Source organism: Pseudomonas piscis (genome assembly GCF_009380155.1).
Classification (GTDB): domain Bacteria; phylum Pseudomonadota; class Gammaproteobacteria; order Pseudomonadales; family Pseudomonadaceae; genus Aquipseudomonas; species Aquipseudomonas piscis.
In genome coordinates this window covers 101,554-124,176 of record NZ_WHUV01000004.1, presented here as the reverse complement: position 1 = coordinate 124,176, position 22,623 = coordinate 101,554, and the positions used below count along the sequence as shown (strand labels likewise).

The 22,623-nt window shown below is 64.0% G+C and carries 26 protein-coding genes; 10 read left to right on the top strand and 16 right to left on the bottom strand.

Annotated elements, in window-relative coordinates; translation table 11 throughout:
- Positions 1–27 precede the first annotated feature (27 nt).
- Positions 28–1,188: an AAA family ATPase gene (locus GDH07_RS22485; protein ID WP_022644165.1), complete on the top strand. Its 1,161-nt coding sequence runs from the start codon at positions 28–30 to the stop codon at positions 1,186–1,188.
- Between the two features lie 105 nt (positions 1,189–1,293).
- Here GDH07_RS22485 and GDH07_RS22480 read toward each other — a convergent pair whose 3' ends face one another.
- The 14 genes from GDH07_RS22480 to GDH07_RS22415 form a co-directional block, all read right to left on the bottom strand.
- On the bottom strand, positions 1,294–2,178 hold the full coding sequence (locus tag GDH07_RS22480) for a transporter substrate-binding domain-containing protein (protein ID WP_022644164.1): 885 nt from the start codon (positions 2,176–2,178) through the stop codon (positions 1,294–1,296).
- A complete protein-coding gene (locus tag GDH07_RS22475; protein ID WP_152898978.1) occupies positions 2,175–2,957 on the bottom strand; it encodes an amino acid ABC transporter ATP-binding protein in 783 nt (260 codons plus the stop codon). Before GDH07_RS22475 ends, GDH07_RS22480 begins: the two co-directional genes overlap by 4 nt.
- Positions 2,954–3,613 carry an amino acid ABC transporter permease gene (locus tag GDH07_RS22470; RefSeq protein WP_058438797.1) on the bottom strand — a complete coding sequence of 220 codons (660 nt, stop codon included), beginning with the start codon at positions 3,611–3,613 and terminating at the stop codon, positions 2,954–2,956. Before GDH07_RS22470 ends, GDH07_RS22475 begins: the two co-directional genes overlap by 4 nt.
- Positions 3,594–4,259: an amino acid ABC transporter permease gene (locus GDH07_RS22465; RefSeq protein WP_152898977.1), complete on the bottom strand. Its 666-nt coding sequence runs from the start codon at positions 4,257–4,259 to the stop codon at positions 3,594–3,596. The genes GDH07_RS22470 and GDH07_RS22465 overlap by 20 nt, the downstream gene beginning before the upstream one ends.
- Before the next feature lie 446 nt (positions 4,260–4,705).
- Positions 4,706–5,488: a MetQ/NlpA family ABC transporter substrate-binding protein gene (locus GDH07_RS22460; protein WP_053132753.1), complete on the bottom strand. Its 783-nt coding sequence runs from the start codon at positions 5,486–5,488 to the stop codon at positions 4,706–4,708.
- 221 nt (positions 5,489–5,709) lie between these two features.
- Complete coding sequence (locus tag GDH07_RS22455) at positions 5,710–6,351, bottom strand: hypothetical protein (protein WP_152898976.1); 642 nt, start codon at positions 6,349–6,351, stop codon at positions 5,710–5,712.
- Positions 6,351–6,785: a hypothetical protein gene (locus GDH07_RS22450; protein ID WP_152898975.1), complete on the bottom strand. Its 435-nt coding sequence runs from the start codon at positions 6,783–6,785 to the stop codon at positions 6,351–6,353. The genes GDH07_RS22455 and GDH07_RS22450 overlap by 1 nt, the downstream gene beginning before the upstream one ends.
- A 108-nt stretch (positions 6,786–6,893) precedes the next feature.
- Positions 6,894–7,832, bottom strand: coding sequence for a sigma 54-interacting transcriptional regulator (locus GDH07_RS22445; protein WP_152898974.1), 939 nt, complete (start codon positions 7,830–7,832; stop codon positions 6,894–6,896).
- A gap of 58 nt (positions 7,833–7,890) precedes the next feature.
- Positions 7,891–8,472, bottom strand: coding sequence for an alpha/beta hydrolase (locus tag GDH07_RS22440; RefSeq protein WP_085598102.1), 582 nt, complete (start codon positions 8,470–8,472; stop codon positions 7,891–7,893).
- 305 nt (positions 8,473–8,777) lie between these two features.
- A complete protein-coding gene (locus GDH07_RS22435) occupies positions 8,778–9,179 on the bottom strand; it encodes an ExbD/TolR family protein (RefSeq protein ID WP_053132759.1) in 402 nt (133 codons plus the stop codon).
- Position 9,180: 1 nt separating this feature from the next.
- Positions 9,181–9,906, bottom strand: coding sequence for a MotA/TolQ/ExbB proton channel family protein (locus GDH07_RS22430; protein ID WP_053132762.1), 726 nt, complete (start codon positions 9,904–9,906; stop codon positions 9,181–9,183).
- A 41-nt stretch (positions 9,907–9,947) separates the two neighbouring features.
- Entirely contained in the window at positions 9,948–10,763 is an 816-nt protein-coding gene (locus tag GDH07_RS22425; protein WP_053132766.1) for an energy transducer TonB, read from the bottom strand.
- A 398-nt stretch (positions 10,764–11,161) separates the two neighbouring features.
- Complete coding sequence (locus tag GDH07_RS22420; protein WP_053132768.1) at positions 11,162–11,485, bottom strand: hypothetical protein; 324 nt, start codon at positions 11,483–11,485, stop codon at positions 11,162–11,164.
- Positions 11,486–11,663: 178 nt separating this feature from the next.
- Positions 11,664–12,512 (bottom strand): LysR substrate-binding domain-containing protein, encoded by an 849-nt coding sequence (locus tag GDH07_RS22415; protein ID WP_053132962.1) that lies wholly within the window; start codon positions 12,510–12,512, stop codon positions 11,664–11,666.
- A 106-nt stretch (positions 12,513–12,618) separates the two neighbouring features.
- On the opposite strand from GDH07_RS22415, the gene GDH07_RS22410 reads away from it, so the two are divergent.
- From GDH07_RS22410 to GDH07_RS22375, 8 genes are all read left to right on the top strand, one after another.
- Positions 12,619–13,281: an ankyrin repeat domain-containing protein gene (locus GDH07_RS22410; RefSeq protein ID WP_152898973.1), complete on the top strand. Its 663-nt coding sequence runs from the start codon at positions 12,619–12,621 to the stop codon at positions 13,279–13,281.
- Positions 13,282–13,309: 28 nt separating this feature from the next.
- A complete protein-coding gene (locus tag GDH07_RS22405; RefSeq protein ID WP_022643918.1) occupies positions 13,310–13,771 on the top strand; it encodes a nucleoside deaminase in 462 nt (153 codons plus the stop codon).
- Positions 13,758–14,963: a CynX/NimT family MFS transporter gene (locus tag GDH07_RS22400; RefSeq protein WP_152898972.1), complete on the top strand. Its 1,206-nt coding sequence runs from the start codon at positions 13,758–13,760 to the stop codon at positions 14,961–14,963. The genes GDH07_RS22405 and GDH07_RS22400 overlap by 14 nt, the downstream gene beginning before the upstream one ends.
- 295 nt (positions 14,964–15,258) lie before the next feature.
- On the top strand, positions 15,259–15,837 hold the full coding sequence (locus GDH07_RS22395; RefSeq protein ID WP_022643916.1) for a hypothetical protein: 579 nt from the start codon (positions 15,259–15,261) through the stop codon (positions 15,835–15,837).
- Positions 15,838–15,846: 9 nt separating this feature from the next.
- A complete protein-coding gene (locus GDH07_RS22390) occupies positions 15,847–16,053 on the top strand; it encodes a helix-turn-helix domain-containing protein (protein ID WP_022643915.1) in 207 nt (68 codons plus the stop codon).
- An 87-nt stretch (positions 16,054–16,140) separates the two neighbouring features.
- Positions 16,141–16,806: a hypothetical protein gene (locus tag GDH07_RS22385; protein ID WP_022643914.1), complete on the top strand. Its 666-nt coding sequence runs from the start codon at positions 16,141–16,143 to the stop codon at positions 16,804–16,806.
- Positions 16,807–16,903: 97 nt separating this feature from the next.
- On the top strand, positions 16,904–17,332 hold the full coding sequence (locus GDH07_RS22380) for an SMI1/KNR4 family protein (RefSeq protein WP_246196016.1): 429 nt from the start codon (positions 16,904–16,906) through the stop codon (positions 17,330–17,332).
- Positions 17,329–17,670 carry a hypothetical protein gene (locus tag GDH07_RS22375; protein ID WP_152898971.1) on the top strand — a complete coding sequence of 114 codons (342 nt, stop codon included), beginning with the start codon at positions 17,329–17,331 and terminating at the stop codon, positions 17,668–17,670. Before GDH07_RS22380 ends, GDH07_RS22375 begins: the two co-directional genes overlap by 4 nt.
- A 37-nt stretch (positions 17,671–17,707) precedes the next feature.
- On the opposite strand, the gene GDH07_RS22370 is transcribed toward GDH07_RS22375, so the two are convergent.
- Together GDH07_RS22370 and GDH07_RS22365 are read right to left on the bottom strand one after the other, a co-directional pair.
- Complete coding sequence (locus GDH07_RS22370) at positions 17,708–19,048, bottom strand: aryl-sulfate sulfotransferase (RefSeq protein WP_152898970.1); 1,341 nt, start codon at positions 19,046–19,048, stop codon at positions 17,708–17,710.
- Between the two features lie 64 nt (positions 19,049–19,112).
- Entirely contained in the window at positions 19,113–21,479 is a 2,367-nt protein-coding gene (locus GDH07_RS22365) for a TonB-dependent receptor (RefSeq protein WP_152898969.1), read from the bottom strand.
- A 153-nt stretch (positions 21,480–21,632) separates the two neighbouring features.
- Between GDH07_RS22365 and GDH07_RS22360 the strand changes: the two genes are divergently transcribed.
- A complete protein-coding gene (locus tag GDH07_RS22360; RefSeq protein ID WP_085598095.1) occupies positions 21,633–22,577 on the top strand; it encodes a LysR family transcriptional regulator in 945 nt (314 codons plus the stop codon).
- Positions 22,578–22,623 lie beyond the last annotated feature (46 nt).

The window sequence follows — 22,623 nt, the reverse complement described above, 5'->3', positions numbered from 1 at the left end:
CTGCGCGGCACGCAAAGGAGATCCGGCATGCTCAAGACCCTGGCGGTGGCCAATTACCGCTCCATCAACAAACTGGTGATTCCCCTCGCTCGGCTGAACCTGATCACCGGCGCCAACGGCAGCGGCAAATCCAATCTCTACCGTGCCCTGCGCCTGCTGGCGGAAACCGCCCAGGGCGGGGTGGTCAACGCCCTGGCCCGGGAGGGCGGGCTGGACTCGACCTTCTGGGCCGGGCCGGAAACCATCAGCCGACGCATGCGCAAGGGCGAGGTGCCGATCGAGGCCGGCGTGCGCTCCTCCAGCAAGCGCCTGCGCCTGGGATTCTCCGGCGAGGACTTCGGCTATGCCATTGCCCTGGGCCTGCCGGAACCCAGCCGCTCGGCATTTGCCCTGGACCCGCAGATCAAGAAGGAATGCATCTGGTCCGGGCCTTTCTATCGCCCCGCCAGCCTGCTGGTAGACCGTGACGGCCCGTTGATCCGGGCGCGCCAGGGCCGGGCCTGGGACGTACTGGCCCAGCACACACCAGAGTTCGACAGCCTGTTCGACCAGGTGGGTAGCCTGCGCACGTCGCCCGAGGTGCTGCACCTGCGCGAGTCCATTCGCCGCTGGCGCTTCTACGATCATTTTCGCTGCGACAGCGAAGCCCCGGCGCGCCAACCGCAACTGGGTACCCGCACCCCGGTACTGCACCACGACGGCCGCGATCTGGCAGCCGCCTTGCAGACCATCCGCGAGATCGGCGATCCCCAGGCCCTGCAAGCGGCCATCAGCGATGCCTTCCCCGGAGCCCGCCTGGAGATCGACGCGCAACCGGGCGGGCGCTTCGCTATCGAGTTCTATCAAGAAGGCTTGTTGCGCCCACTGTCGGCGGCGGAACTGTCGGACGGCACCCTGCGCTACCTGCTACTGGTGGCGGCCCTGCTGACCCCGAGACCGCCAACGCTGATGGTGCTCAACGAACCGGAAACCAGCCTGCACCCCGACCTGCTGCCGGCGCTGGCGCGCCTGATCATCCGTGCCTCGGAGCAGTGCCAGGTGTGGGTGGTGTCCCACGCCCGGCGCCTGATCGCGGCCCTGCAGGAAGACCCGGAGTGCAACTGCATCGTGCTGGAAAAGGAGCTGGGCCAGACGGGCATCGTCGGCCAGCGTCTGCTCGACGAGCCCGCCTGGTACTGGCCCGATTGAGCAGCCCCAAAAGCATCACGGGCAAGCTCCGCTCCTAAGGTCTGCGTAGGAGCGAGGCTTGCCCGCGATGGCGTGCTCAAGAGCGCCTCAAGCGCCCGGGGCGGATCACCCCTGCCACTTGCCGCCTTCGACGATCACGCTGTCGGGGTTGGTGTCGTCGCTCAGTTCCTTGCGCACGTACTGGTCGTACAGCTTGAGCAGGTACTTCTGCTCGCCCAGCTTGGCCAGCTCGGCGTTGACCCAGTCACGCAGCTCGGTGTTGCCCTTCTTCACCGCCGGGGCGATCGGCGCCTGCTCGCCCAGGGTCTGGGGCAGTACGCGGTAGCCCGGGTTCTGCTTGGACCAGCTGAACAGGATCAGGTTGTCCTGGGCGTAGGCATCACCACGGCCATTGGCCAGGGCCTGCAGGGACTCGGTGTTCTTCTCGAACTTGAGCAGCTTCCAGTCCGGGTGGTTCTGGGTCAGCCAGATATCCGCGGTGGTGCCGGTGGTGACGATGGTGGTGCGGCTCGCCAGGTCATCCAGGCTCTGCACCGGGCTGCCCTCGGGCACCAGGGCCTGGACCGCGACCTTGAGGTTGGGGTTGGTGAATTCCACCGCTTCCTTGCGCTCGGGGGTCACGGTCATGTTGGCCAGGATCAGGTCGACCTTGTCGCTTTGCAGGAACGGAATGCGGCTGGCCGGCTCCACGGCGACGAACTCCACCTTGTTCTCGTCGCCCAGCAGGTCCTTGGCGAACTGCCGGCCGATATCGGTATCGAAGCCCACGTAGCGGCCGGCCTCATCGACGAAACCGAACGGCGGCTTGTCGGTGAACACGCCGACGATCAGCTTGTCCCGGGCCTTGATCTTGTCCAGGTAGCTGGCCGCCGGCGCAGCGCTGGCGGCACTGGCCGCAGGCTTGGGGGCCTCGGAGGATTTATCGCAGCCGGCCAGCAGGGCCAGGCCGAACAGTGGCAGCAACAACAGTGAAGACTTGACGGTTTTCATAAGAGCTCCAGTTCCTTTCTAGGGGCTTTCTTGGGTAATGCTTCGACGAACGAGAACTTCTCCAGGAACTGCTGCGCACGGACGGTCTGCGGGTTCGTGAAGAAAGCCTCGGGGGTGTTCTGCTCGAGGATGCGGCCAGCGTCCATGAACACGATGCGGTCGGCCACGGCCCGGGCGAAGGCCATTTCATGGGTGACGATCAGCAGCGTCATGCCGTCCCGGGCCAGGCCCTGGATCACCTGCAGCACTTCCTTGACCATCTCCGGGTCCAGCGCCGCGGTGACCTCGTCGAACAGCATCACCTGGGGGTTCATGCACAGCGAACGGACGATGGCGATGCGTTGCTGCTGGCCGCCGGACAGCTGCCGGGGAAACGCCTGGCGCTTGTCCGCCAGGCCGACCCGCTCCAGCAGCGCCTCGGCCTGGGCCTGGGCCTCGCGGCGCTGGCGCTTCTGCACCTTGAGCGGGCCGAGGAGGATGTTGTCCAGCACGTTCATGTGGGGAAACAGGTGATAGCTCTGGAACACCATGCCGATCTGCTGGCGTACCTCGCGCCAGTCGGTGGCCGGGTCCAGCAGCTCGCGGCCGGCGAAGCGCAGGTGGCCGCCCTGGGCGCTTTCCAGGCCGTTGAGGCAGCGCAGCAGGGTGCTCTTGCCGCAGCCGCTGGGGCCGAGGATGACGATCACCTCGCCCGACGCCACGCTCAGGTCGATGTCGCGCAGCACCTGCTGCGAGCCGAAGAACTTGTTGAAACCCTGGAACTCGATCAATGCGCTCATGCTTGCGTCCAGCGCCGCTCCAGCACGCGGGAGGCGGCCGATAGCGGGTAGCAGATGAAAAAGAAGAACAGGAACAGGACGCCGTAGATCAGCACCGACTCGTAGGTGCGCTCGATGATCTGCTGGCCGACCTTGATCACGTCCACCACGCCGATCAGCACCGCCAGGGAGCTGGTCTTGATGATCCGCGTGTAGACGTTGATGGTCGGCGGCGTCATGCGCTTGAGGGCCTGGGGCAGCAGCACGTGGCCATACAGCTGTAACGTCGACAGGCCGATGGACAGCCCCGCCTCACGCTGGCCCCGGGGCAGCGAACGCAGCGCCCCGCGCACCACCTCGCCGACCTCGCTGGCGCCCCACAGCGACAGCACCAGCACCGCACAGGTGAAGCTGGGAATGCTGATACCGAAGAAGATCGGGAAGCCGAAGAACAGCAAGTACAGCCAGACCAGCACCGGGATCGCCCGGAACAGCTCCAGGTAGATGCGCAGCGGTACATCCAGCACTCGCCGCTGCAGGCTGCGCAGCACGCCATAGAGCACGCCGCCCAGGGTGCTGAAGACGATGCTCAGCAAGGAGATCGACAAGGTCTGCTCGGCGCCCCGGGCCAGTTGCGGCAGGGACACCAGCAGCAGCTCAAGACCCGAACTGGCCATGTTGCAGCCTCCTTTCCAGGTAGCCGAGCAACAGCGACAGTGGCAGGAACAGCAGCACGCAGATCAGCGTCAGCACCGCCAGCATCTCGTAGGTCTTGTAGTACAGGGCGATGTAGCTCTTGGTGGTGTAGAGGATCTCCGGCACCGCCACCGCCGAGACCACGGTGGTCTCCTTGAGCAGGAAGATGAAGTTGGCGAACAGCGACGGCAGGCTGAGGATGCCCGCCTGGGGCAGGATCACGTAGCGCAACAGCTGCCAGCGCGACAGGCCGATGGAGCGCCCCGATTCCAGCTGCGCCAGCGGCACCGCCTCGACCCCGGCGCGCAGCACCTCGGTGAGATAGGCACCGCCCAGAAAGGTCATGGTGATGATCGCCGCAGTGAACCCGGAGACCTTGACCCCCAGGGCCGGCAGGGCGAAGTAGACGAAGAACAGCTGGATCAGCAACGGCGTGTTGCGCGCCAGCTCCACGTACAGGCCGATCAGGCGGTGCACATAGGGTGTGCGGAACACCAGGAAGGCAGCGTTGATCAGCGCCACCAGCAGGGAAGTGCCGATGGCGATCAGGCCGACCTGCAGGGTCACCCCCACGGCCTTGAGGAACGCCGGCAGGGTGCTGAGGATGAAAGCGTAGTCGAGGGTCATTGAACGTCCTGGACGTCGCCGGGATACGGCGACGGTGATGCAGTCCATGGGGCGATGGGTAATCGCCCGGCTGAGCGCGACTTTAAAGCTATAAAAAGCAGAATTTAAATACCGTTAAGGCATATTGATATCACCCAAAAACCTAACCCGCGGATTTGCCGGGCTGGCGTCGAGCGACTACCTTTTTGCCTGCCTGCCGGGTTCATGAGGACCGGGGCATTTCCCAGGACGCGCAGCTTCACAAGGACGATGACCATGGCCAATGAAAAGACTCCGCAACCGCTCGATCCCCATGACTTGCTTAAATGGCTCATGGCCTTGCGCCGGGCCATGCAGCCGGCAGGCTGACGCTGGCCAAAAATTGCGGGCAATAAAAAACGCCGACGCTGGCCTAGCCGTCGGCGTTCGAACCTTGAAGGGTTTGGTCCGGTGGACAGCCTAGCCCATCAGAAGGCCGGCAATACCGCGCCGCTGTATTTCTTCTCGATGAAAGCCTTCACTTCAGGGCTGGTCAGGGCCTTGGCCAGCTTCTGGATGGCCGGGCTGTCCTTGTTGTCCGGACGGGCCACCAGGAAGTTCACGTAGGGCGAGTCGGCGCCTTCGATCACCAGCGCATCCTTGGCCGGGTTCAGGCCGGCTTCCAGGGCGTAGTTGGTGTTGATCATGTCCAGGTCAACCTGATCCAGGACCCGTGGCAGCATGGCCGATTCCAGTTCCCTGAACTTGAAGTTGTGCGGGTTCTTGGCGATGTCCTTCGGAGTGGACACGGCGTTCTTCGGATCCTTGAGTTCGATCAGGCCGGCCTTGTGCAGCAGGATCAGCGCACGTCCGCTGTTGCTGCCTTCGTTGGGGATGGCGATGCTGGCGCCGTCCTTCAGTTCGGCCAGGCTCTTGACCTTCTTCGAGTAGCCGCCGAAAGGCTCGACATGCACGCCGATCACGGTCTCCAGGTGGGTGCCCTTGCCTTCGTTGAAGTTCTTCAGGTACGGCAGGGTCTGGAAGTAGTTGGCGTCCAGGCGCTTCTGGTCCACTTGCACGTTGGGCTGCACGTAGTCAGTGAAGACCTTCACTTCCAGGTCCACGCCTTCCTTGGCCAGGGTCGGCTTGATCAGCTCGAGGATCTCGGCGTGGGGCACCGGGGTCGCGGCGACGACCAGCTTCTCGCCGGCCTGGGCGATACCGGCGCCCAGGGCTGCCGCCAGTGCGGTGAACAACAGAACTTTTTTCATGCGATGTCCTTAGGTGTCGGGGTCCGACGACGGCTTCAAACAGGAAGTGGATCGGGATACTGGTGAAGTGCCACTTTTGGCGTGGATCGGACAATACCGAGATTTTTTATTCCCTAACAATATCTTTTTGGCAAGTGCTTATGCCTTTTTTATTGGTAGTGAGAGGACAACTGCCTAGCCTGCCGGTACGCCTGGTTGCTCCATTACACAACGCCTGCGATCTATCGCTTACCGATTTCAATGGCAACCTTGGTAATGACCGACATCAGTGCCTTCTCCAGCGCACCATCACCTTCCAGGCTGGCGTAAATGTCATACCTCACTTCATGCTTGGAATTCATCCAGCGCAACCCGGTCTTCCTGACCCCGCCCACTACTTTTTCCGACGTTTTCACCAAGGGCTTGCCGGGGTCTTGAGGCTTGGCGTAATCATCGTCGTAAACAACTACACGCTGTGCCAGCTCAGGTTCATAGTGGGTCTCGTAGGTGACGACATAATCATCGCCGCACGAGTAAAGAGACATGACACCGTTCAAACCGCCTTCCTTCATCTCGACACCGGAGGGGGCTTCTTTGGAAAATTGACATCTCAACTTTTCAATTGCCGCTCTCGACTCAGATTTGAACCTGACGGCTTGAGATAGCCTTTTATCGGTCATCTGAGCGAGTGTGACCATCGAACTAAATTGTTCGAAGCTCGGAAAACCCGCTTTTCTCTCCGCCTCCCTCCTGGGTGAGGCAGTTCCTTTATCAAGGATCTTTTGAATATGTGTATTACTACTTAGAGGGCGAATCTCCAACTCGGCGTCTGCCGAGAATGGAACGAGCAGCATGCTTAAGCAAATCATCGACAAGCGCATCATTACCACTCCGTCAGATTGCAAGAGGTGGCGTAGGTTTCGAGGCAGGGCGAGCCATCAGCCACACTTGGCGACCAGCCAGCAGTACAGACATTGACAAGAAGATGATCCTGCTGGGCCTTGTAGTCAGGGTCGCCATACTTCCCGTCCGCATAATGGAAACCGTAGACTTCCCAATCCATGCCACACAATCCACAACCTGCATAAGAGCGCCAGGTACTGTCGGATTTATCGTAAAACTCCCTGTAACTGCCATCCACCGTATTGTATTGCACAGACGATGTTTCTAATTTCCATGTATGTATCGTGTCCCAACTGACCGACTCGTTGAAACCGAAACAGTTGGCACGCGAAAACATCGCTAGTTCAGTGAGATACGCATAGGCGTTGGGGGCCAGGGCAGACAGAAAAAGCACTGTGCAAGATACTTTTCTCATAAAGATTCCTTCAATGCTTGAAGCAGATCTTCTTTTCGAGAAAAGCTAATGCAAATCATTTGCAAAAACAAGGATTGCTTTCGCAACAACTCGGGTGTTCGCTCCTCTCTACACCCCCAACCGCTGCGCAACCTTCTCCAGCACGGCCTTCAATCCGCTGCGCTCACTCTCACTTCCCCGCAGCAACACCTCGACTTGCCGCTCCAACTCACTTAGCGGTGACACTGTTTCCGGCAGGTTGAGGTGCTCCGGAAGGATTTCCCCACCATCGCTGACCAGCAGGGCGAAGTGCACCACGTTCTCCAGCTCGCGGGTATTGCCTGGCCAACTGTGGCGCTCCAGAACCTGTTGCGCGGCTTCGCTGATCAGCGGCACCGGCAGGTCCAGGCGCTGGCTGTAGATCCCCAGGAAGTATTCGGCCAACGATTCGATATCCCCCACCCGCTCACGCAGTGCCGGTAGCTCCAGCTGGCCCTCGCCCAGGTAGCGGTACAGGCGCTCGTGGAACTTGCCCGCCGCCACCGCCTGGGCCAGGTCGATGCTGGTGGCCGCCACCAGGCGCACATCCACCGGGCTTGGCTGCTGCGCACCGACCCGGGTCACTTCGTGGTTCTCCAGGGCCGCCAGCAGCTTGGTCTGGATCGGCAGCGGCAGGTCGCCGATCTCGTCCAGGTACAGGGTCCCGCCATTGGCCGAGCCGAACCAGCCGGCCCGGCTGCTGGCCGAGCCGCTGAAGCTGCCCGCGGCGTAACCGAACAGCTCGGCATCGGCATAGGTCGGGCTGATGGCCCCGCAGTTGACCGAGACGAACAACCCACCACGATCGCTGGCGCGGTGGATATGCCGGGCCAGCAGCTCCTTGCCGGTGCCGGTCTCGCCACGGATCAGTACCGAGGTCGAACGCGGCGCCAGTTGCTCCAGCTCCTCGCGCAGCTGGCGCGAACGCGGATCGACGAACACCAGCGCCTTGGCGCGGATGCTCAGGGGGCTTTTCTCGGCATCGGGAAAGGTCAGCAGCGGCTGGCCGAAGGGGGTATGCGAACTCATGGCTGGCTCCCGCCCCAAGGCGCCTGGAGGCGGGGGCGTTTAAACGAAAGAAGAAAATTCAGGCACGACGCAGGGCGTGCTGTTCCATGCGGTTTTGCAGGCGGTAGAGATAGGCGAAACCCTGTTCCCAGCGATGGTGGCCGGACTTGACGTTGATATGCCCGGCACCGGCCAGGATCCCGGCCTCGGCGCCCCAGTCCCGGGCCAGCTCCAGGGCTCGCGCCGCGCTGACCGCGCTGTCGTTGTCCGAGCTGACCACCTGGCTGGGGAACGGCAGCAGGCCCCGGGGGATCGGGGCAAAATTGCGCAGCGCCGGGGCACAGGCCGGACGTTCCACATCCGCCGGCGCCACCAGCAGCGCGCCACGTACCTGGCGCAGGGCGGCCAACGGCGCCCGGGCTGCCCAATGGGCCACGGTGACGCAACCCAGGCTGTGGGCGATCAGGATCACCGGGGTGTCATCGGCGGCAATGGCCTCGGCCAGCGCAGCTACCCAGTCTTCCCGGCGCGGCGTCAGCCAGTCGGCCTGCTCCACTCGCGCACTGTTGGGCAGGCTGCGCTGCCAGTGGCTTTGCCAATGATCTTCTGGCGATCCTTGCCAGCCCGGCACAATCAAGTAGCGAATGGATTCGTTGCGCATGGGGAACTCTCCTGCTGCGTGTCTGTTCCCGAACGAGTATAGGGAGGGGATTTATATTGGTTAAGGAATAAGAAGCTATTTATTAAGACTCATAAAGAATATAAACCCGCCCTGCTCCACCTTGTGCAATCGCTGCCGCAGGCGCGCAGCGACCGCCAGGGAGCCCGTTCGGCCGCACACTTGAAGTGCCCTGCGGGCCTTGGCGCAGCCGCGCAGGCTCGACAGCGGCTACAGCGCCACAACAAAAAAAAGGCCGCACCCTGCCAAGGAGACGGCCTGAAAAGTCGTGGCTTTGTTGCTCGGTATCAGCGGGCGGTGATCACCGACAGCTTGGTGATGCCCGCACGCTCGATGGACGCCATGGCCCGGGCCACCTCGCCGTAGTTGACGCCATCGTCGGCCTGCAGCTGGACGCGGACTTCCGGGTCCTTCTGCTTGGCCGCTTGCAGGTTGGTTTCCAGGAGATCCGGCTGGATCTCGTCCTTGTTGATAAACAGCTTGCCGGTGCCATCGATGCTCACCACCAGCGGGTCCTTCTGCTCCACCGGGGCCACGGCCTCGGTCTTGGGCAGGTTGATGGGAATGGCGTTGGTCAGCAGCGGCGCCGTGACGATGAACACCACCAGCAGCACCAGCATCACGTCCACCAGCGGGGTGACGTTGATCTCGCTCAGCACTTCATCGCTGTCTTGGGTGGAGAAGGCCATGTCAGGAGGCCTCCTTCACTTTGTGGCCGGAGCCCTGGGCCGCGACCTTGTGCGCGGCCGGGTGGATCAGCACACGGAACGAACTCTTCTGCGCCAGGCTGTAGAAGTCATGGGCGAAGTCATCGAGATCGGCGGCGGTCAGCTTCAGGCGCCGCAGGAAGTAGTTGTAGACCAGCACCGCCGGCACGGCGACGGCGATCCCCACGCCAGTGGCCACCAGCGCCGCGCCAATAGGCCCAGCCACGGTTTCCAGGCTGGCCGAACCAGCGGCGCTGATGCCCTTGAGCGCTTCCATGATCCCCCACACGGTGCCGAATAGACCGATGAAGGGCGAGGTGCTACCGATACTCGCCACCACCGCCAGGCCCGTCTCAAGGGAGCGGCGCTCACGCACGATTTGCTGGCGCAGGGCGCGCTCGAGCCGGTCCTGGTGGTTGATCGCCTGGCTCAGGTCGGCGGCGTGGGAGGCATCGCCCACCTGGATCGCCGCGTAGCCGGCCTGGGCCACTCGCGCCGCCGCACCTGGCTGGGTTTCGCTCAGGGGCGCGGCGGAGTCCAGGCTCGATGCCGCCCAGAACTGATTGTGGAACTTGCGATCCTGGGCCTTGAGGCGGGCGAACTGCACGCCCTTGACCAGGGCCAGGCCCCAGGTAGCGACGGAGAAGACCACCAGCAGCCAGATCACCGCGCTTTCGATGGATTCCAGTGGAGATGCCAGTAACGTCATGATGTGTTCCCTCTATAAGCGTGTGGATCGGGCCTTGCGGCTCAATGGATCTTGAAATCGATAGGTACGCTGACCCAGCCGTCCTGGGCCACGTCGCCCTGCTTGGCCGGGACGAAGCTCCAGCGCTTGACCGCGGCCAGGGCCGCATCGTCGAGTTGCTGGCGCCCACTGCTCTTCTGGACCTGGATCTCTCCCGGCTTGCCGCTGGCCAGCACGTGCACCCGAAGCAGCACCGTGCCTTCCCAACCCCGGCGCTGGGCCAGGGACGGATACTCCGGCGCCGGGTTCTTCAGGTACGCGGCGCTGGCCGAAGCCGGCGTCACCGGAGCGGGAGCCGGTGGCGCGGGTGGGGCCGGGGCGGCCACCGGCGCAACCGGTTGCGGCGCTGCCGGAGCCTGCTGCACTGGTTTGGGCGCGGGCTTGGGTTCGGGCTTGGGCACCGGTTTTGGCTTGGGTTTGGGCACCGGCTTGGGTGGTGGCGGCTTCACCGCCAGTTCGTCCTCCACCGGCGGCGGTGGCTCCACTACCGGCTGGACCGGCTGCGGAGGCGGTGGCTCGACCACCGGTGGCGCCGGATGCGAGAACTCGATGGTCATGGGCGGGATCTCCGGCGGCACGATGGGCAGCACCGGAGTGGGCTTCTGGCTCAGCCAGTAGATCACCGCGCCGTGCAACACCAGGGCCGCCACTCCCAAGAGAATCGCCTCGCGCCGGCGCAGCACCCGCTTGGGTGTGCGTTGCAGCCGAGCCTGGCCCAGCGGCAAGCGATGCGGCCGGCCAAGATCGACCAACTCGCCGCTCGGTGCCTGGCGCCACGGCACCTCCTGCGCGCTGGCGACGGTCTGGACATTGCCCATTGATTCACTCCCTACGATCTTCTGCGGATAACCGGCACCAGCGCTCTGACTCCCCCACGCAACGGTGCCGTGGGGTCCATGATCCGCGCCCCTCGCTTATCTCTTAAAGTAATCTTTCAAGTTATATATAGACCTACATGGAATATACAAAACCCGTGAAACCCTGCAGGCCGCGTGAATCAAGGGCTGCAGCCACAACAGCGAAAGCCCATGCCTTGCCGGCATTAAAAATATTCCCGCAAGGCATCGAAAACACCTGGATACCCGCCTCGATACAACTAATCAGAAACACCGATCCACAACTAAACTCAAACTACAGGCACGACAAAGCCGCTGGAAAATCACGCAAGTTTCATATCAACTAACGGATATCCAGCGGCTGTCAGCTATCGAACTCGTTACTGCTTGAGGAATTCACCACTCAAGCCGACCACATCACCGCTGAAGTTGCTGCGGGCTCCGGAAGCGCGCAACCGAGCGTAGTTGTGATCGGCGGAAAACAGCGCCCAGGCCTGGTAGCCATAGCCATCGTTGTAGCCGGAAACGTTGATGATGGTGGGCTGGCCGGTGCTGTTCTGGAAGTGGTAATGCCCGGCGACGCTGTACTTGACCCCGGCCTGGGTCAACTCTCCGCTGAACGAACCGTTGGAATCGTTGCCGTCGGTCACGACCAGGCGGGCGTCGGCGTTGGAGTTTACATAGGTGCCATTGATGCTCGACATGATGCGGGTTTCCTTATGCAGTTAAAGGTTTCTTCCAATGAGGCAAGTTCAAAAAGAACTCACGAAACCAGCATGGCCGGCACCCGGAAAGTTGTCCAAGACAAACTTGATTTACAACTAATCAAATAGCTATAGAGTCCAGCACGGTCCATATAAGCTATATCCACGCCAAGGCAACTTATAACTTTCCGGCCGCCAGCACTCGCAACTGCTCCTGCAATGCCTTGCCTGCCCGACTCAAGCCGCTGCCGGCATACAGGGCCAGGCGCACCCCCTGGATATCCGGCAGGCCGCTGTCGGCATCGAGGATGCGGTGCTGCTTGCCCAGCACCCGCACCGGCAACAGGCTGATCCCCAGGCCCGCGCCCACCGCCGAACAGACACTGGCCAGGCTGGCGCTGGAATAGGCAATGCGCCAGGGCCAACCGCCCACTTCCAGGTGATGGAGCATTTCCTGGCGGTACAAGCCCCCCACCGCAAAGGCCACCAAGGGCAGCGGTTCGCGACCGAAGGCCGGTTGCCGGAGGCTGTCGGCCCAACACAGCGGCTCGGGCCAGGAGCCCAGGCAGTCGTCGCCATGGCCCATCTGCTTGACCAGCAACAGGTCGAACTCGCCACGCCGGTATTGGCGCAGCAACTCCGGCCCCAGGCCGCAAGTGACCTCCAGGCGCACCGCCGGGTAGTCGCGGCCAAACCGTGACAACAACGGCATCAGGCGCTCGGCGGCATAGTCCTCCGGCACCCCCAGGCGCAGCACCTCTTCGCTGCGCTGGTTGATCAGCACGTCGCTGGCCTCTTCGTGCAGCGCCAGGATGCGCCGGGCATAGGCCAAAAGCCGCTCGCCCTCGACCGTGGCCACCACCCGGCGCTGGTCGCGGTCCAGCAACTGGCAGCCCAGGCTCTCCTCCAGGCGCCGCACCTGCTGGCTCACGGTGGACTGGGTCAGGTGCAGGCGCTCGGCGGCGCGGGTGAAGTTCTGGCAGTCGGCGACCGCCACGAAACTGCGCAACAACACGGGATCGAACATCGCCAAACCATTCTGATAGCCACTGATTAGCATGATTATATTTAATTTCAGAATACCCAGGAGCTTGCCCATACTCGGCGCTCATCAGTCGGAACGGGAGGTTTGCATGGGGTTCAACCGGTCCTTCAAACGCGGCCTGTTGGCCGCCGGTCTGCTCACGGCGGGAGTGGTAATGGCCAGCGACAATGCATTGCTCGAAGCGGTACGCAACGGACAGTTGCAGCAAGTACGCGAGCTCATCGCCCAGGGCGCGCCGCTCGACGACCGGGGCCTGGATGGCAGCAGCCCGCTGCTGCTGGCCACTCGCGGCAACCAGGTGGAGATCGCCCGGGTGCTGATCGAGGCCGGCGCCGACGTCAACCGCAAGAACCTGATGCAAGACAGCCCCTACCTGCTGGCCGGTGCCAGCGGCCACGACGAGATCCTCAAGCTGACCCTGGCCCATGGCGCCGATCTCAAGAGCACCAATCGCTACGGCGGCACGGCGCTGATCCCGGCCTGCGAGCGCGGCCACGAGACCACCGTGGAGTTGCTGATCGCCGCCGGGGTCGACCTGGACCACGTCAACCGCCTGGGCTGGACCTGCCTGCTGGAGGCGATCCTGCTCTCCGATGGCGGCCCGGCGCACCAGCGCATCGTCAGCCGGCTGATCGCCGCCGGTGCCGACCTGAACCTGCCGGACCGCGCCGGGATCAGCCCCCTGCGCCATGCCGAACAACGCGGCCAGGAGGCCACTGCCCAACTGCTGCGCGAGGCCGGGGCCTCCTGAACTCGCGCGGCGCACGCCGGAGATTTGCATGCATAACGATCAACACTTCCTCGAACGAGCCGTGGCCCTGGCCCGGCGTAACGTCGAGCAGGGCGGCCGGCCCTTCGGCGCCTTGCTGGTACGCGACGGCCAGGTACTGGCCGAGGCGGTCAACGAAATCCACCTCAGCCAGGACCCCACCGCCCACGCCGAACTGCTGGCGATCCGCAGCGCCAGCCAGCAACTGGGCCCGCGCCTGGACGGCTGCGTGATCTACGCCAGCGGCCAGCCCTGCCCGATGTGCCTGGCCGCCATGTACTTGTGCGGCGTATCCCGGGCAGTGTTCGCCGCCAGCAACCAGCAGGCGGCGCCGTTCGGGCTGTCCACCGCGGCCATCTACGAACAACTGGGCCAGCCCCTGGCGACCCAAAAGCTGCCTGTGCAGCACCTGCCGCAGGCGGCGATGAACGCTATCTACCAGGATTGGCAGGACCGTCATGCCGCGCACTGAATCAGCGTTCAAGACCTTCGCCGGCTGGGCCTTGCTGGTGTGCCTGGGGCTCAACCTGCGGCCGATCCTCAGCTCGGTCAGCCCGCTGCTGGGGCAGATCCGCGAAGCCACCGGCATGAGTTTCCAGAGCAGCGCCTGGCTCACCAGCCTGCCGGTGATCTGCATGGGCCTGGTGGCACTGCTGGGCGTACGCATCGAAGCGCGCCTGGGAGAGCGCCACGGGGTTTCCCTGGGCCTGCTGCTGGTGCTTTTGGCCTGCCTGGCGCGCCTGTACTTCGGCCAGGCGCCAGCCCTGCTGGCTTCCGCCCTGCTAGGCGGTGCCGGCGTCGCGCTGATCCAGGCCCTGGTGCCGGCGCTGATCAAGCGCCAGTTCCAGCATCGAGTGGCCCTGGCGATGGGGGTGTATTCGGCCTCGCTGATGGGTGGCGGCGGGCTCGCCGCGCTGCTCAGCCCACAGGTGGCGCTGCACTTCGCCAACTGGCAGGTGGGCCTGGGGGGCTGGCTGCTGCCGGCCATGGCGGCCCTGATGCTGTGGACCTGCCTGCCCCTGGGCGCCGCCCGCCGCCAAGGCTCCCGAAGCGAGAGCGACAGCCTGTGGAACAACCGCCGGGCCTGGCTGCTGGCGTTGTACTTCGGCCTGGTGAACTGCGGCTACATGAGCATGGTGGCCTGGCTGCCGGCCTACTACCTGCAGATGGGCTGGAGCGCCACGCTGAGCGGTTCGCTGCTGGCGTTCATGACCGTGTTCCAGGTCATCGCCGCGCTGTTGATGCCGGCCCTGGCCCAACGCAGCGTCGACCGCCGGCCCCTGCTGGGCATCAGCCTCGCCGCCCAGGCCCTGGGCTTTCTCGGCCTGGTGCTGTGGCCACTGCAAGCACCGCACCTGTGGGTGGCGCTGATCGGCTTCGGCCTGGGCGCCTGCTTCGGCCTGAGCCTGATCCTCACCCTCGACCACCGCCGCGACCCCCGGGAAGCCGGGCAACTGGCGGCCTTCGTCCAGGGCGTGGGGTTCTTGCTCAACGCTGTCTCGCCCTGGCTCACCGGCTGGCTGCGCCAGGTCACCGGCGAGTTCACCAGCGCCTGGTGGGTGCTGGTCGCCGGTGCCGTGGCGATGCTGCTCCTGACCCGCATCTTCAGCCCGTCCAGCTACCAGCCCAGGGCCAGTTTCGACACCGCCGCACAAGCAGCATGAGCCTGGGGCCGGGTCCAGCAGGCGACTCGTGCCGAGCCGGGCGCCAGCGGTTACACAGAACCCTGTAGCCGCTGTCGAGCGGCGCGAGGCTGCGACCGAGCCCACAGCGCCCGCAACACCCAGCGCCGCGGTACGACAGGTAACCCCTGGATAGCGGCCACAAGCCGGGACTCGATGGAGGGGACCAAAGCAATAGACGTTGGGGGTCGGGGAATTATTAGTGAAATAAATTATTGTAATTCGATAATTATTTATAAATAATCCGCCACCCCCACAGCTTTGCAAGGAATACCCGATGCCCCTCCAAAACAATGGTTCTGCCCAATACCGGTTACGCCGGGTCGGCATGCTGGCCGCGATCCTGGCCTGGGTCATGGGCATCGTGGAAATCGGCGGCAACGCCGGGCTCTGGATCTACAGCAAGGACCAGGTCCTGGGCGCCCTGCTCGGGGTCTTCGCCGAACACTGGCCACGCCTGCTGGAAGCCGACTTCAAGCCCTCCACCCTGAGCTTCACCCTGCTGGTGATCCTGGACTTCCTGCCACTGCTGCTGTCGAGCTTCGCCCTGTGGCTGACCGGGGTGTTCTTCATGCGCCTGTCCCGGGGGGAAACCTGGAGCGATCGCAACATCCGCATCCTCTGGCGCGTAGGCATGCTGTGGATCATCGCCCCGGCCACTTTCCCGATGATGGAGACCCTGCAAGGCCTGGCCCTGTCCATCGACCTGCCGCCCGGCGAACGCATCCTGCAGATCTCCGCTGGCTTCTCGTCCTACGCCGCTTACGAGGTGGTCAAAGGAATCTTGCTGTGCTCGTTTTCCATTATCATGCGCGACGCGAAAATCCTCAGTGATGAGCACAGTCACTACATATAGAACAATGAGATGACCATTATCGTTCGGCTTGACGTTGTCATGGCTAAAAACAAGATTCGCTCGAAAGAGCTGGCCGCCATCCTGGGCATTACCGAGGCCAATCTGTCGTTGCTGAAAAATGGCAAGGTCAAGGGGATGAAAATCGAGACCCTCGACAAACTCTGCGCCGCACTCGACTGCCAACCCGGCGACTTGCTGGAGTACCAGGCAGACTGAGACTGCGTCTCCCCCTTCGCGTGTGTTTGATCGAGTCCAGACCGTTAAAGCCTGTTCCAAGCCCTCCTGTTATCCAATGGCTGACTCATGACTCGTACTCTGCTCTACCCGCTGTTGCTGCTCGTCTCCCTGTTGACCGGCTGCGCCAACAAACTCGACGTGGCGATCGACGCCACCCCCGCCCAAGACTACTACTTCGATCGCCAGGCTCCGGTACTGGTGACCGTCAACGGCGCCAAGGATGCCCAGGCCCTCAAGGCCAGCTACTACCTGCGCGACATGGTCGCCGCCCTGCATGGCATGGGTTTCACCAAGGTGTATACCGAGTCGGCATTGCCGAAGGATCATCCACCGTTTCGCATGAACATCGCCCTGGATGTGGGCAGCAAAAGGACCAGCTACCGCTACACCGCCACCGACTACGCCTCGGTGCCCAGCAGTACCAAGACCACGTGCATGCCCGGCAAGCACCAGCAGACCGTGTGCACCAGCACGCCGACCATGTCCTACCGCGCCGTCGGCTCCTCGGAGCGCACCGCCTACACCACCCTCTCGACCTTCAACATCAAGGCCAAGGACGAGCAGAGCCGGCGCACGGTGTTCGTACTGCGGGCCTCGTCCTATAACGAGGATTGCCAGGACGCCAAGATCGAGGATTTCCTGGTGCAGGAAAGCCTGGACAACCTGGACTTCCGCAACCGGGTCCAGCGCAACTACAGCGTGACCCTGCCCGAAGGCCAGAGCTGCAAATAAGCGCCTACCGCGCACCAGTCGACGCGCCTACAATCGCCCCTCGATGCCGTCCCCCATCGGGCGGGCACGGCCCTTGAGCACAAGGTGCATGTCGAGCATGACCCTGGATTGGAACGCCTGGGAAATAGAACCCGGATCGACGGTGGACGAACAACTGATCGCCCAGGTGCAGCAGCGCCTGGGCCTGGAGTTGCCGCCGCTGTACCTGGAGCTGGTGCGCTACGCCGAGGCCGCCACGCCAGGGATCGGCACCTTCGCCTATGGCAACGGCTACGCCTGCATCAGCGAGTTCTTCGCTTTCAGCATGAACGACGAACCCTGGACCCTGCCCTGGTACGCCACCCCTGGCCGCGTGCCGGGGCTCGCCGCCGGCTGCCTGGCGATTGCCCGGGATGCCGGCGGCTTGCTGGTCTGCCTGGACTTCAACAGTCCGCGCGTGGCGGTGGAAATCTTCGACCCCGACAGCGCCAATCGCTACCCGGTGGCCGCCGACTTCCGGGCCTTCGTCGAGCTGTGGCAGCCATGAACACACCGCGCAGATGGATAGTCGTGCCCACCAGCCAGGGCGCCATGCAACGCCTGGACCTGGACCAGTGCCTGCCGGGCGACCTGGAAGAACTGGCCCTGTCCGCAGAACAGTGGACGAGCCTGTGGCGCAGCGACCTGCTGCCGAGCTTGAACCGCGCCCTGGGCACGCTGATCGACGACTACGAAGACGCCTCGATCCAGGGCCAGGCCGACCTCGCCACGGCACTGGCGATCTTCACCCAGGCCGCGACCGCCGGGGATGAACTTATCCACAGGCTGATCGCCCTGAATCGGCTGGCCCTGGAGCGGGACACCGGCCTGTACTTCTACTTCTGAGCGGGCAGGCGCCTTCGCCAGGGGCGAGCTTGCGGGGTCAGATCCCGGCGCTGGCCTGTTTCAACTGCGGCTCTGGCGCCTGCACGGCGGTTTGCGAACGCGGCGTACCCTCCGGCACCCAGTCGTAGTTCACCGGCAGCGCGCGATACACCCAGTTGCTCACCGCCTCGCTGCCCGGGGCCTTGCCCAGGTAGGGGCTGACGTATTCCCAGACGATCTCGCCAGCGCCGGTGACCTGGAAGAAACGCCCGTTCATGCCCTCGTCGATCAGGGTGTTGCCGTTGGGCAGGCGCCGCGCGCTGCTGATGAACGAGCTGTAGAAGGCCCAGCCCGGTTGCCTGGAACTGGCGGCGCTGTATTGCCAGACGATTTCACGCTTGATCGGATCGATCTCCAGCACCCGGGAGCCGGCGATCAGCCCCAGGGGTACCGAGGGGTAGCCGGCCGTGCCCTGGTTGTCGAACACCAGCAGGTTGCCGGCCCCCGGCAGGCCGGCAGGAATGATATGGGCATCGTGCTGGCCGACGAACTGGTCCACCGGGCGCGGCAGTTTGCCGGCGCTTTTGGGTTCGATCGGCGCCAGGTTCGGCCCCAGGCGCCAGACCACCTTGGCGCTGTGCTTGTCGATGATGGCGATGAAGTTGGCGTTGCGTGAGTCGATCAGCAGGTTGTCCGGGGCGAAGCGTTTGTCACCGGCGTCGAACCAGCGGTTGGGGCCTACCACGCTGAGGTTGTTGATGTGCAGGTAGTCCGGGTTGCTGGTGCCGCGCACCAATTGCAACTGGGCGGGGGTGAGGCCGAACTCCTTGAGGTGCTCGGAGGCCAGCCACTGCCATTTGACCTGGCCGTCGGGGCTGACTTCGTAGATCACGTCGTCGATCACCTGGGGCACCTTGAAACCCGCCACCTTGTGCACCTTGTTGGCCAGCACCAGGGTGTTGCCATTGCTCAACCGGCGCTGGTCATGGTGCTGCTGGGCCGCGCCACCGGGGGCCTGTTCGCCCCATTGCCAGACCAGCTTGCCGTTCCAGTCCAGCTCGCCGACGCTCTGGTTGCCCAGGCCGTTGCCCGCCGAACCGAGCGGGCCGGGGTCCTTGTCCTTGAGCTGCAACAGCACCCGGCCACGCTCGCCGCCCACCAGTTGCGGGTCGATGATGGCCGAGGGAAAACCGGCCTGGGGCCAGTTCCTGACCTCGTTGCCGTTCATGTCGATCAAATGGGTCTGCTTGTCGGCACCGCTGAAGATCACGTACTGGTTATAGGCCTTGGCCGGGTCGTAGCGGGTCACGCCGGTGGGGTAGACGCTGGGCGCCGCGTGCAGCGCTCCGGCCAGCAAGGTGCTGGTCAACAAGACCAAGGGGATTGTGGCGCGTGGCATGGCAGGCACTCCTGTTCGGATTGAAAGGCGCCGACAGTCCCGGCGCCAGGTGCGAAAGCGGACTTCAGAAGTCGTAGCGACCGGTCACGCCCAGGGTTCGCGGCGTGCCCAAAAGACCCTCGTAACCACCGTTGCCGCCGGTCCAGAGGGTGGTGTAGTAGGTCTTGTCGAAAGCGTTCTTCAGCCACAGCGAGACATCCCACTGGCCCTGCTCGTAGTTGCCCCGCAGGCCGGTGGACAGGTTGACCACGGCGTAGCTGGGGATCTGCCCGTACTGGGAATCCTCCACCGTGCCCACGGCCTTGGAACGGAAGGCATAGCTGGCGGTGACGTACTCCTCCAGGCCGTTGTCCAGGTTCCACTTGTATTCGCCGTTGGCGTTGGCGATCCATTTCGAAGCACCCACCACCTGGTGCCCGGTGAGATCGCAGGACGCCGGCGCCCCGGGACGCAAGCTGACCTCCGGCGGGCATGGGGCATCCTTGTAGGACTGGTAGCGCACGTCGTTGTAGGAACCGTTTAGGTTCAGGGTCAGGCCGCGCAGCGGCACCAGGGTGCTTTCCACCTCGACCCCGCGCGAGCGCACCGAACCGGCGTTGGTCAGGTACTGCACGCGGTTGCCATAGTCGTAGGCGTTGGTCTGATAGCCGTTGACCTGGGTCCAGAACAGGTTGGCGTTGAGTTGCAGGCGCCGGTCCCACAGGGTGCTCTTGAAGCCCAGCTCGGCGTTGTTGGCGCGCTCGGTGCCGATCAGCAAGGAGTCGGCACCGGCTGTGGGCGCCGAACCTACCGCCAGGTTGACCCCGCCGGATTTCTCGCCGTGGGACAAGGTGGCATAGCCCAGCAGGTCATCGCTGAAGCGGTAGCTCAGGTTGAGCAACCCCGAGGGGCTGGTGCTGTACTGGTTCAGGTCGCCGGAATCGTAGGCCCCGGCCCGGCCACGCCGGGCATTGGCCGCAGCCCCGGTGACCGCTACACCGCCCAGGGGTGCGTCGCGGCCGACCGAGGCGGTTTTTTCCTCGTAGGAGCCCCGCAGGCCAGCGGTGAAATCCAGGCGCTCGGTGAGGTGCCAGGTGCCCTGGGCGAACAGGGCGAAACTGTCGGTGCGGATCTTGCCCTTGCCGATGCTGGTGACGTCGTTCAGCGCACCGGTGGGCGTACCGTTCCAGATATCGGCCTTGGGCCCGTAGTAGGCGAAGGACTTGTTATCCAGGTCCGAACCGAAGTAGTAGGCCCCCAGCACGTAGTCGAAGAACCCGCCGCTGGGCGAGGCCAGGCGAAACTCCTGGGACCACTGTTTATCTTCCACCGAGACCCCGGCGTTGTAGGTGGCCGGCACATTGAGGCCATCGTCGTTACGCGGAGTGAAGTTCCACCAGCGGTAGGAACTGACCGAGGTCAGGGTGAAGTCGCTGGGCAGGATCCAGTTGGCCTCCAGCGAAGTACCGCCCTGGAACACCGTGACGTGCTGGTCGTTGTCCAGGTTGACCTTGCGATGGCTGCCGTTGACCAGGGTCGCCCCGGCGGCCGCCGCGCGCGACTCATAGACATTGCTGCCGTTGATGGTCGGCCCGGTGCTGTACAGCACCCGGGTGCCAGCGCTGGAATCCTCTTCGTTGTAGTCGCCGATCCAGCGCAGGTTGAAGCGGTCGCTGGGCTTGTACAGCAACTGGCCGCGAAAGCCCTGGCGCGAACCGCCGTTGAGGTCGTGGCCGTCGTGCTCGTTCTTGATATCGCCGTCGCTGCGGGTGCGATAGGCCGAGAAACGCCCCGCCAGCTCATCGGTCAGCGGCCCGGAAATGGTGCCTTTGGTCTGGAAGTAGCCATCCTCGCCCAGGGAGGTCTCGATGCTGCGCTCGGGGGTGAAGCTCGGCGCGCGGGTGCTGATGTTGATCACCCCGGCGGTGGTGTTCTTGCCGAACAGGGTGCCCTGGGGACCACGCAGCACTTCCAGCTGCTCGATGTCCATCAGGTCGAACACCGCCATTCCCGGCCGCCCCAGGTAGACGTTGTCGATGTACAGCCCGACGCTGCCTTCCAGGCCGTCGCTGGCCGGGTTGTTGCCCAGGCCGCGGATCGACACGCTGGACTGGCGCGCATGCATGTAGGCGACGTTGACGCTGGGCACCAGTTGTTGCAGGTCCTGGATGCGATAGACCCGCTGGCTCTCCAGGGCCTGGCCGCCGATCACGCTCATGGGCGTGGGCACGTTCTGCGAGCTTTCCTCGCGGCGCCGGGCGGTCACGGTCACGGTCTGCAACTGGCCGTCGTCGACCTTGTTGGCGCTGCTCTTGGCCGGGCTCGCCTGGGGCACCGGCGCCTCCTCGGCCCAGCTCGCGCTCCAGCCGGCACTGCCGGCCAACAGCAGGGCCAGGGGCAGGCGCTTGAGCCGCCGAGGCGTGAGGGGTGAAGCGATGGACAACGGGCTCATGGGCGGCTCCTGGTCAGAAAACATACAGCTCGTATATTCCCTAAAGTTATTTATTTATGTTTTTACAAAGATTTACTGCATAAGAGATTGCCTTTATAAGGAGTCGACCTAATGCATAGCCAATGCATTTCCCCGATATTTTTTATGTGAAAAATGCATATCGACCTGCGCCAGCTCCGCCACTTCATCGCCCTCGCCGAGCAGCGCAGCTTCGTCGCGGCCGCGGCCACGGTGAACCTCTCGCAATCGGCCTTCAGCCGCAGCATCCAGGCGCTGGAGCACAGCGTCGGCTGCCAGCTGGTGGACCGTGGGCGCAAGGACCTGGCGCCGACCAAGCAGGGCCAGCTGCTGCTGGAGCACGCGCGGCGGCTGGTCAGCGGCGCCCAGCAGATGGCCAACGAAATCAGCCAGTTCAATGGCCTGGAAGCCGGGGAGTTGCGCTTCGGCTGCGGCCCGGCACCGGCGGCCGGGCTGATCCCCCGGGCCATCGGCAGCTTCATCGGGCGCTATCCCAAGGCCCGGGTGCAGTTCCAGGTGGAGGATTGGCAGAGCCTGGGCAAGCGCCTGCTGTGCGAGGAGTTCGAGTTTTTCGTCGCCGATACCCGGCACTTCGAGGCCGACCCGGACTACCTGACCCAGCGCCTGCGCCCGCGCAAATGGCACTTCTGCTGCCGCGCCGGCCACCCCCTGGCCGGGCGCGACAGCGTCAGCGCCAGCGAGCTGATGAGCTACCCGCTGGCGGTGACCATCCGCCCGCCGAACCTGCGCAAGGTCATTGTCGATCTCAGCGGCAAGCCGGACTTCACGCCCAATGTGGAATGCGAGAACAGCTACAGCCTGCTGGGGGTGGTGCTGCGCTCGGACGCCATCGGCATCGTCGGCTCCTACAGCGATGCCCTGCACCAGGCCAAGGGCGAGCTGGTGTGCCTGAAAATCGAGGGGCTGGCCGACGACCTGGAGGAGCTCTACACCCGCTACGGCATCGTCAGCCGCGCCGGGTATCGGCTGTCGCCGCTGGCCCAGGCGATGATCGAGGAGATCAAGCACCTCGACGCACAGGATGAGGAGCTGTGCTCGCTGCACAAGCTCGCCATCTGATCCGACTTGCCGGCGATGGCGTCCTCAAGAGCGATGCACATCACGC

What these genes read in the sequence shown, in the direction of transcription:
- GDH07_RS22485 (WP_022644165.1), top strand. Translation starts at nt 28, where the DNA reads ATGCTCAAGACCCTGGCGGTGGCCAATTACCGCTCCATCAACAAACTG.
- GDH07_RS22480 (WP_022644164.1), bottom strand. Translation starts at nt 2,178, where the DNA reads ATGAAAACCGTCAAGTCTTCACTGTTGTTGCTGCCACTGTTCGGCCTG.
- GDH07_RS22475 (WP_152898978.1), bottom strand. Translation starts at nt 2,957, where the DNA reads ATGAGCGCATTGATCGAGTTCCAGGGTTTCAACAAGTTCTTCGGCTCG.
- GDH07_RS22470 (WP_058438797.1), bottom strand. Translation starts at nt 3,613, where the DNA reads ATGGCCAGTTCGGGTCTTGAGCTGCTGCTGGTGTCCCTGCCGCAACTG.
- GDH07_RS22465 (WP_152898977.1), bottom strand. Translation starts at nt 4,259, where the DNA reads ATGACCCTCGACTACGCTTTCATCCTCAGCACCCTGCCGGCGTTCCTC.
- GDH07_RS22460 (WP_053132753.1), bottom strand. Translation starts at nt 5,488, where the DNA reads ATGAAAAAAGTTCTGTTGTTCACCGCACTGGCGGCAGCCCTGGGCGCC.
- GDH07_RS22455 (WP_152898976.1), bottom strand. Translation starts at nt 6,351, where the DNA reads ATGATGCGCTTGTCGATGATTTGCTTAAGCATGCTGCTCGTTCCATTC.
- GDH07_RS22450 (WP_152898975.1), bottom strand. Translation starts at nt 6,785, where the DNA reads ATGAGAAAAGTATCTTGCACAGTGCTTTTTCTGTCTGCCCTGGCCCCC.
- GDH07_RS22445 (WP_152898974.1), bottom strand. Translation starts at nt 7,832, where the DNA reads ATGAGTTCGCATACCCCCTTCGGCCAGCCGCTGCTGACCTTTCCCGAT.
- GDH07_RS22440 (WP_085598102.1), bottom strand. Translation starts at nt 8,472, where the DNA reads ATGCGCAACGAATCCATTCGCTACTTGATTGTGCCGGGCTGGCAAGGA.
- GDH07_RS22435 (WP_053132759.1), bottom strand. Translation starts at nt 9,179, where the DNA reads ATGGCCTTCTCCACCCAAGACAGCGATGAAGTGCTGAGCGAGATCAAC.
- GDH07_RS22430 (WP_053132762.1), bottom strand. Translation starts at nt 9,906, where the DNA reads ATGACGTTACTGGCATCTCCACTGGAATCCATCGAAAGCGCGGTGATC.
- GDH07_RS22425 (WP_053132766.1), bottom strand. Translation starts at nt 10,763, where the DNA reads ATGGGCAATGTCCAGACCGTCGCCAGCGCGCAGGAGGTGCCGTGGCGC.
- GDH07_RS22420 (WP_053132768.1), bottom strand. Translation starts at nt 11,485, where the DNA reads ATGTCGAGCATCAATGGCACCTATGTAAACTCCAACGCCGACGCCCGC.
- GDH07_RS22415 (WP_053132962.1), bottom strand. Translation starts at nt 12,512, where the DNA reads ATGTTCGATCCCGTGTTGTTGCGCAGTTTCGTGGCGGTCGCCGACTGC.
- GDH07_RS22410 (WP_152898973.1), top strand. Translation starts at nt 12,619, where the DNA reads ATGGGGTTCAACCGGTCCTTCAAACGCGGCCTGTTGGCCGCCGGTCTG.
- GDH07_RS22405 (WP_022643918.1), top strand. Translation starts at nt 13,310, where the DNA reads ATGCATAACGATCAACACTTCCTCGAACGAGCCGTGGCCCTGGCCCGG.
- GDH07_RS22400 (WP_152898972.1), top strand. Translation starts at nt 13,758, where the DNA reads ATGCCGCGCACTGAATCAGCGTTCAAGACCTTCGCCGGCTGGGCCTTG.
- GDH07_RS22395 (WP_022643916.1), top strand. Translation starts at nt 15,259, where the DNA reads ATGCCCCTCCAAAACAATGGTTCTGCCCAATACCGGTTACGCCGGGTC.
- GDH07_RS22390 (WP_022643915.1), top strand. Translation starts at nt 15,847, where the DNA reads ATGACCATTATCGTTCGGCTTGACGTTGTCATGGCTAAAAACAAGATT.
- GDH07_RS22385 (WP_022643914.1), top strand. Translation starts at nt 16,141, where the DNA reads ATGACTCGTACTCTGCTCTACCCGCTGTTGCTGCTCGTCTCCCTGTTG.
- GDH07_RS22380 (WP_246196016.1), top strand. Translation starts at nt 16,904, where the DNA reads ATGACCCTGGATTGGAACGCCTGGGAAATAGAACCCGGATCGACGGTG.
- GDH07_RS22375 (WP_152898971.1), top strand. Translation starts at nt 17,329, where the DNA reads ATGAACACACCGCGCAGATGGATAGTCGTGCCCACCAGCCAGGGCGCC.
- GDH07_RS22370 (WP_152898970.1), bottom strand. Translation starts at nt 19,048, where the DNA reads ATGCCACGCGCCACAATCCCCTTGGTCTTGTTGACCAGCACCTTGCTG.
- GDH07_RS22365 (WP_152898969.1), bottom strand. Translation starts at nt 21,479, where the DNA reads ATGAGCCCGTTGTCCATCGCTTCACCCCTCACGCCTCGGCGGCTCAAG.
- GDH07_RS22360 (WP_085598095.1), top strand. Translation starts at nt 21,633, where the DNA reads ATGCATATCGACCTGCGCCAGCTCCGCCACTTCATCGCCCTCGCCGAG.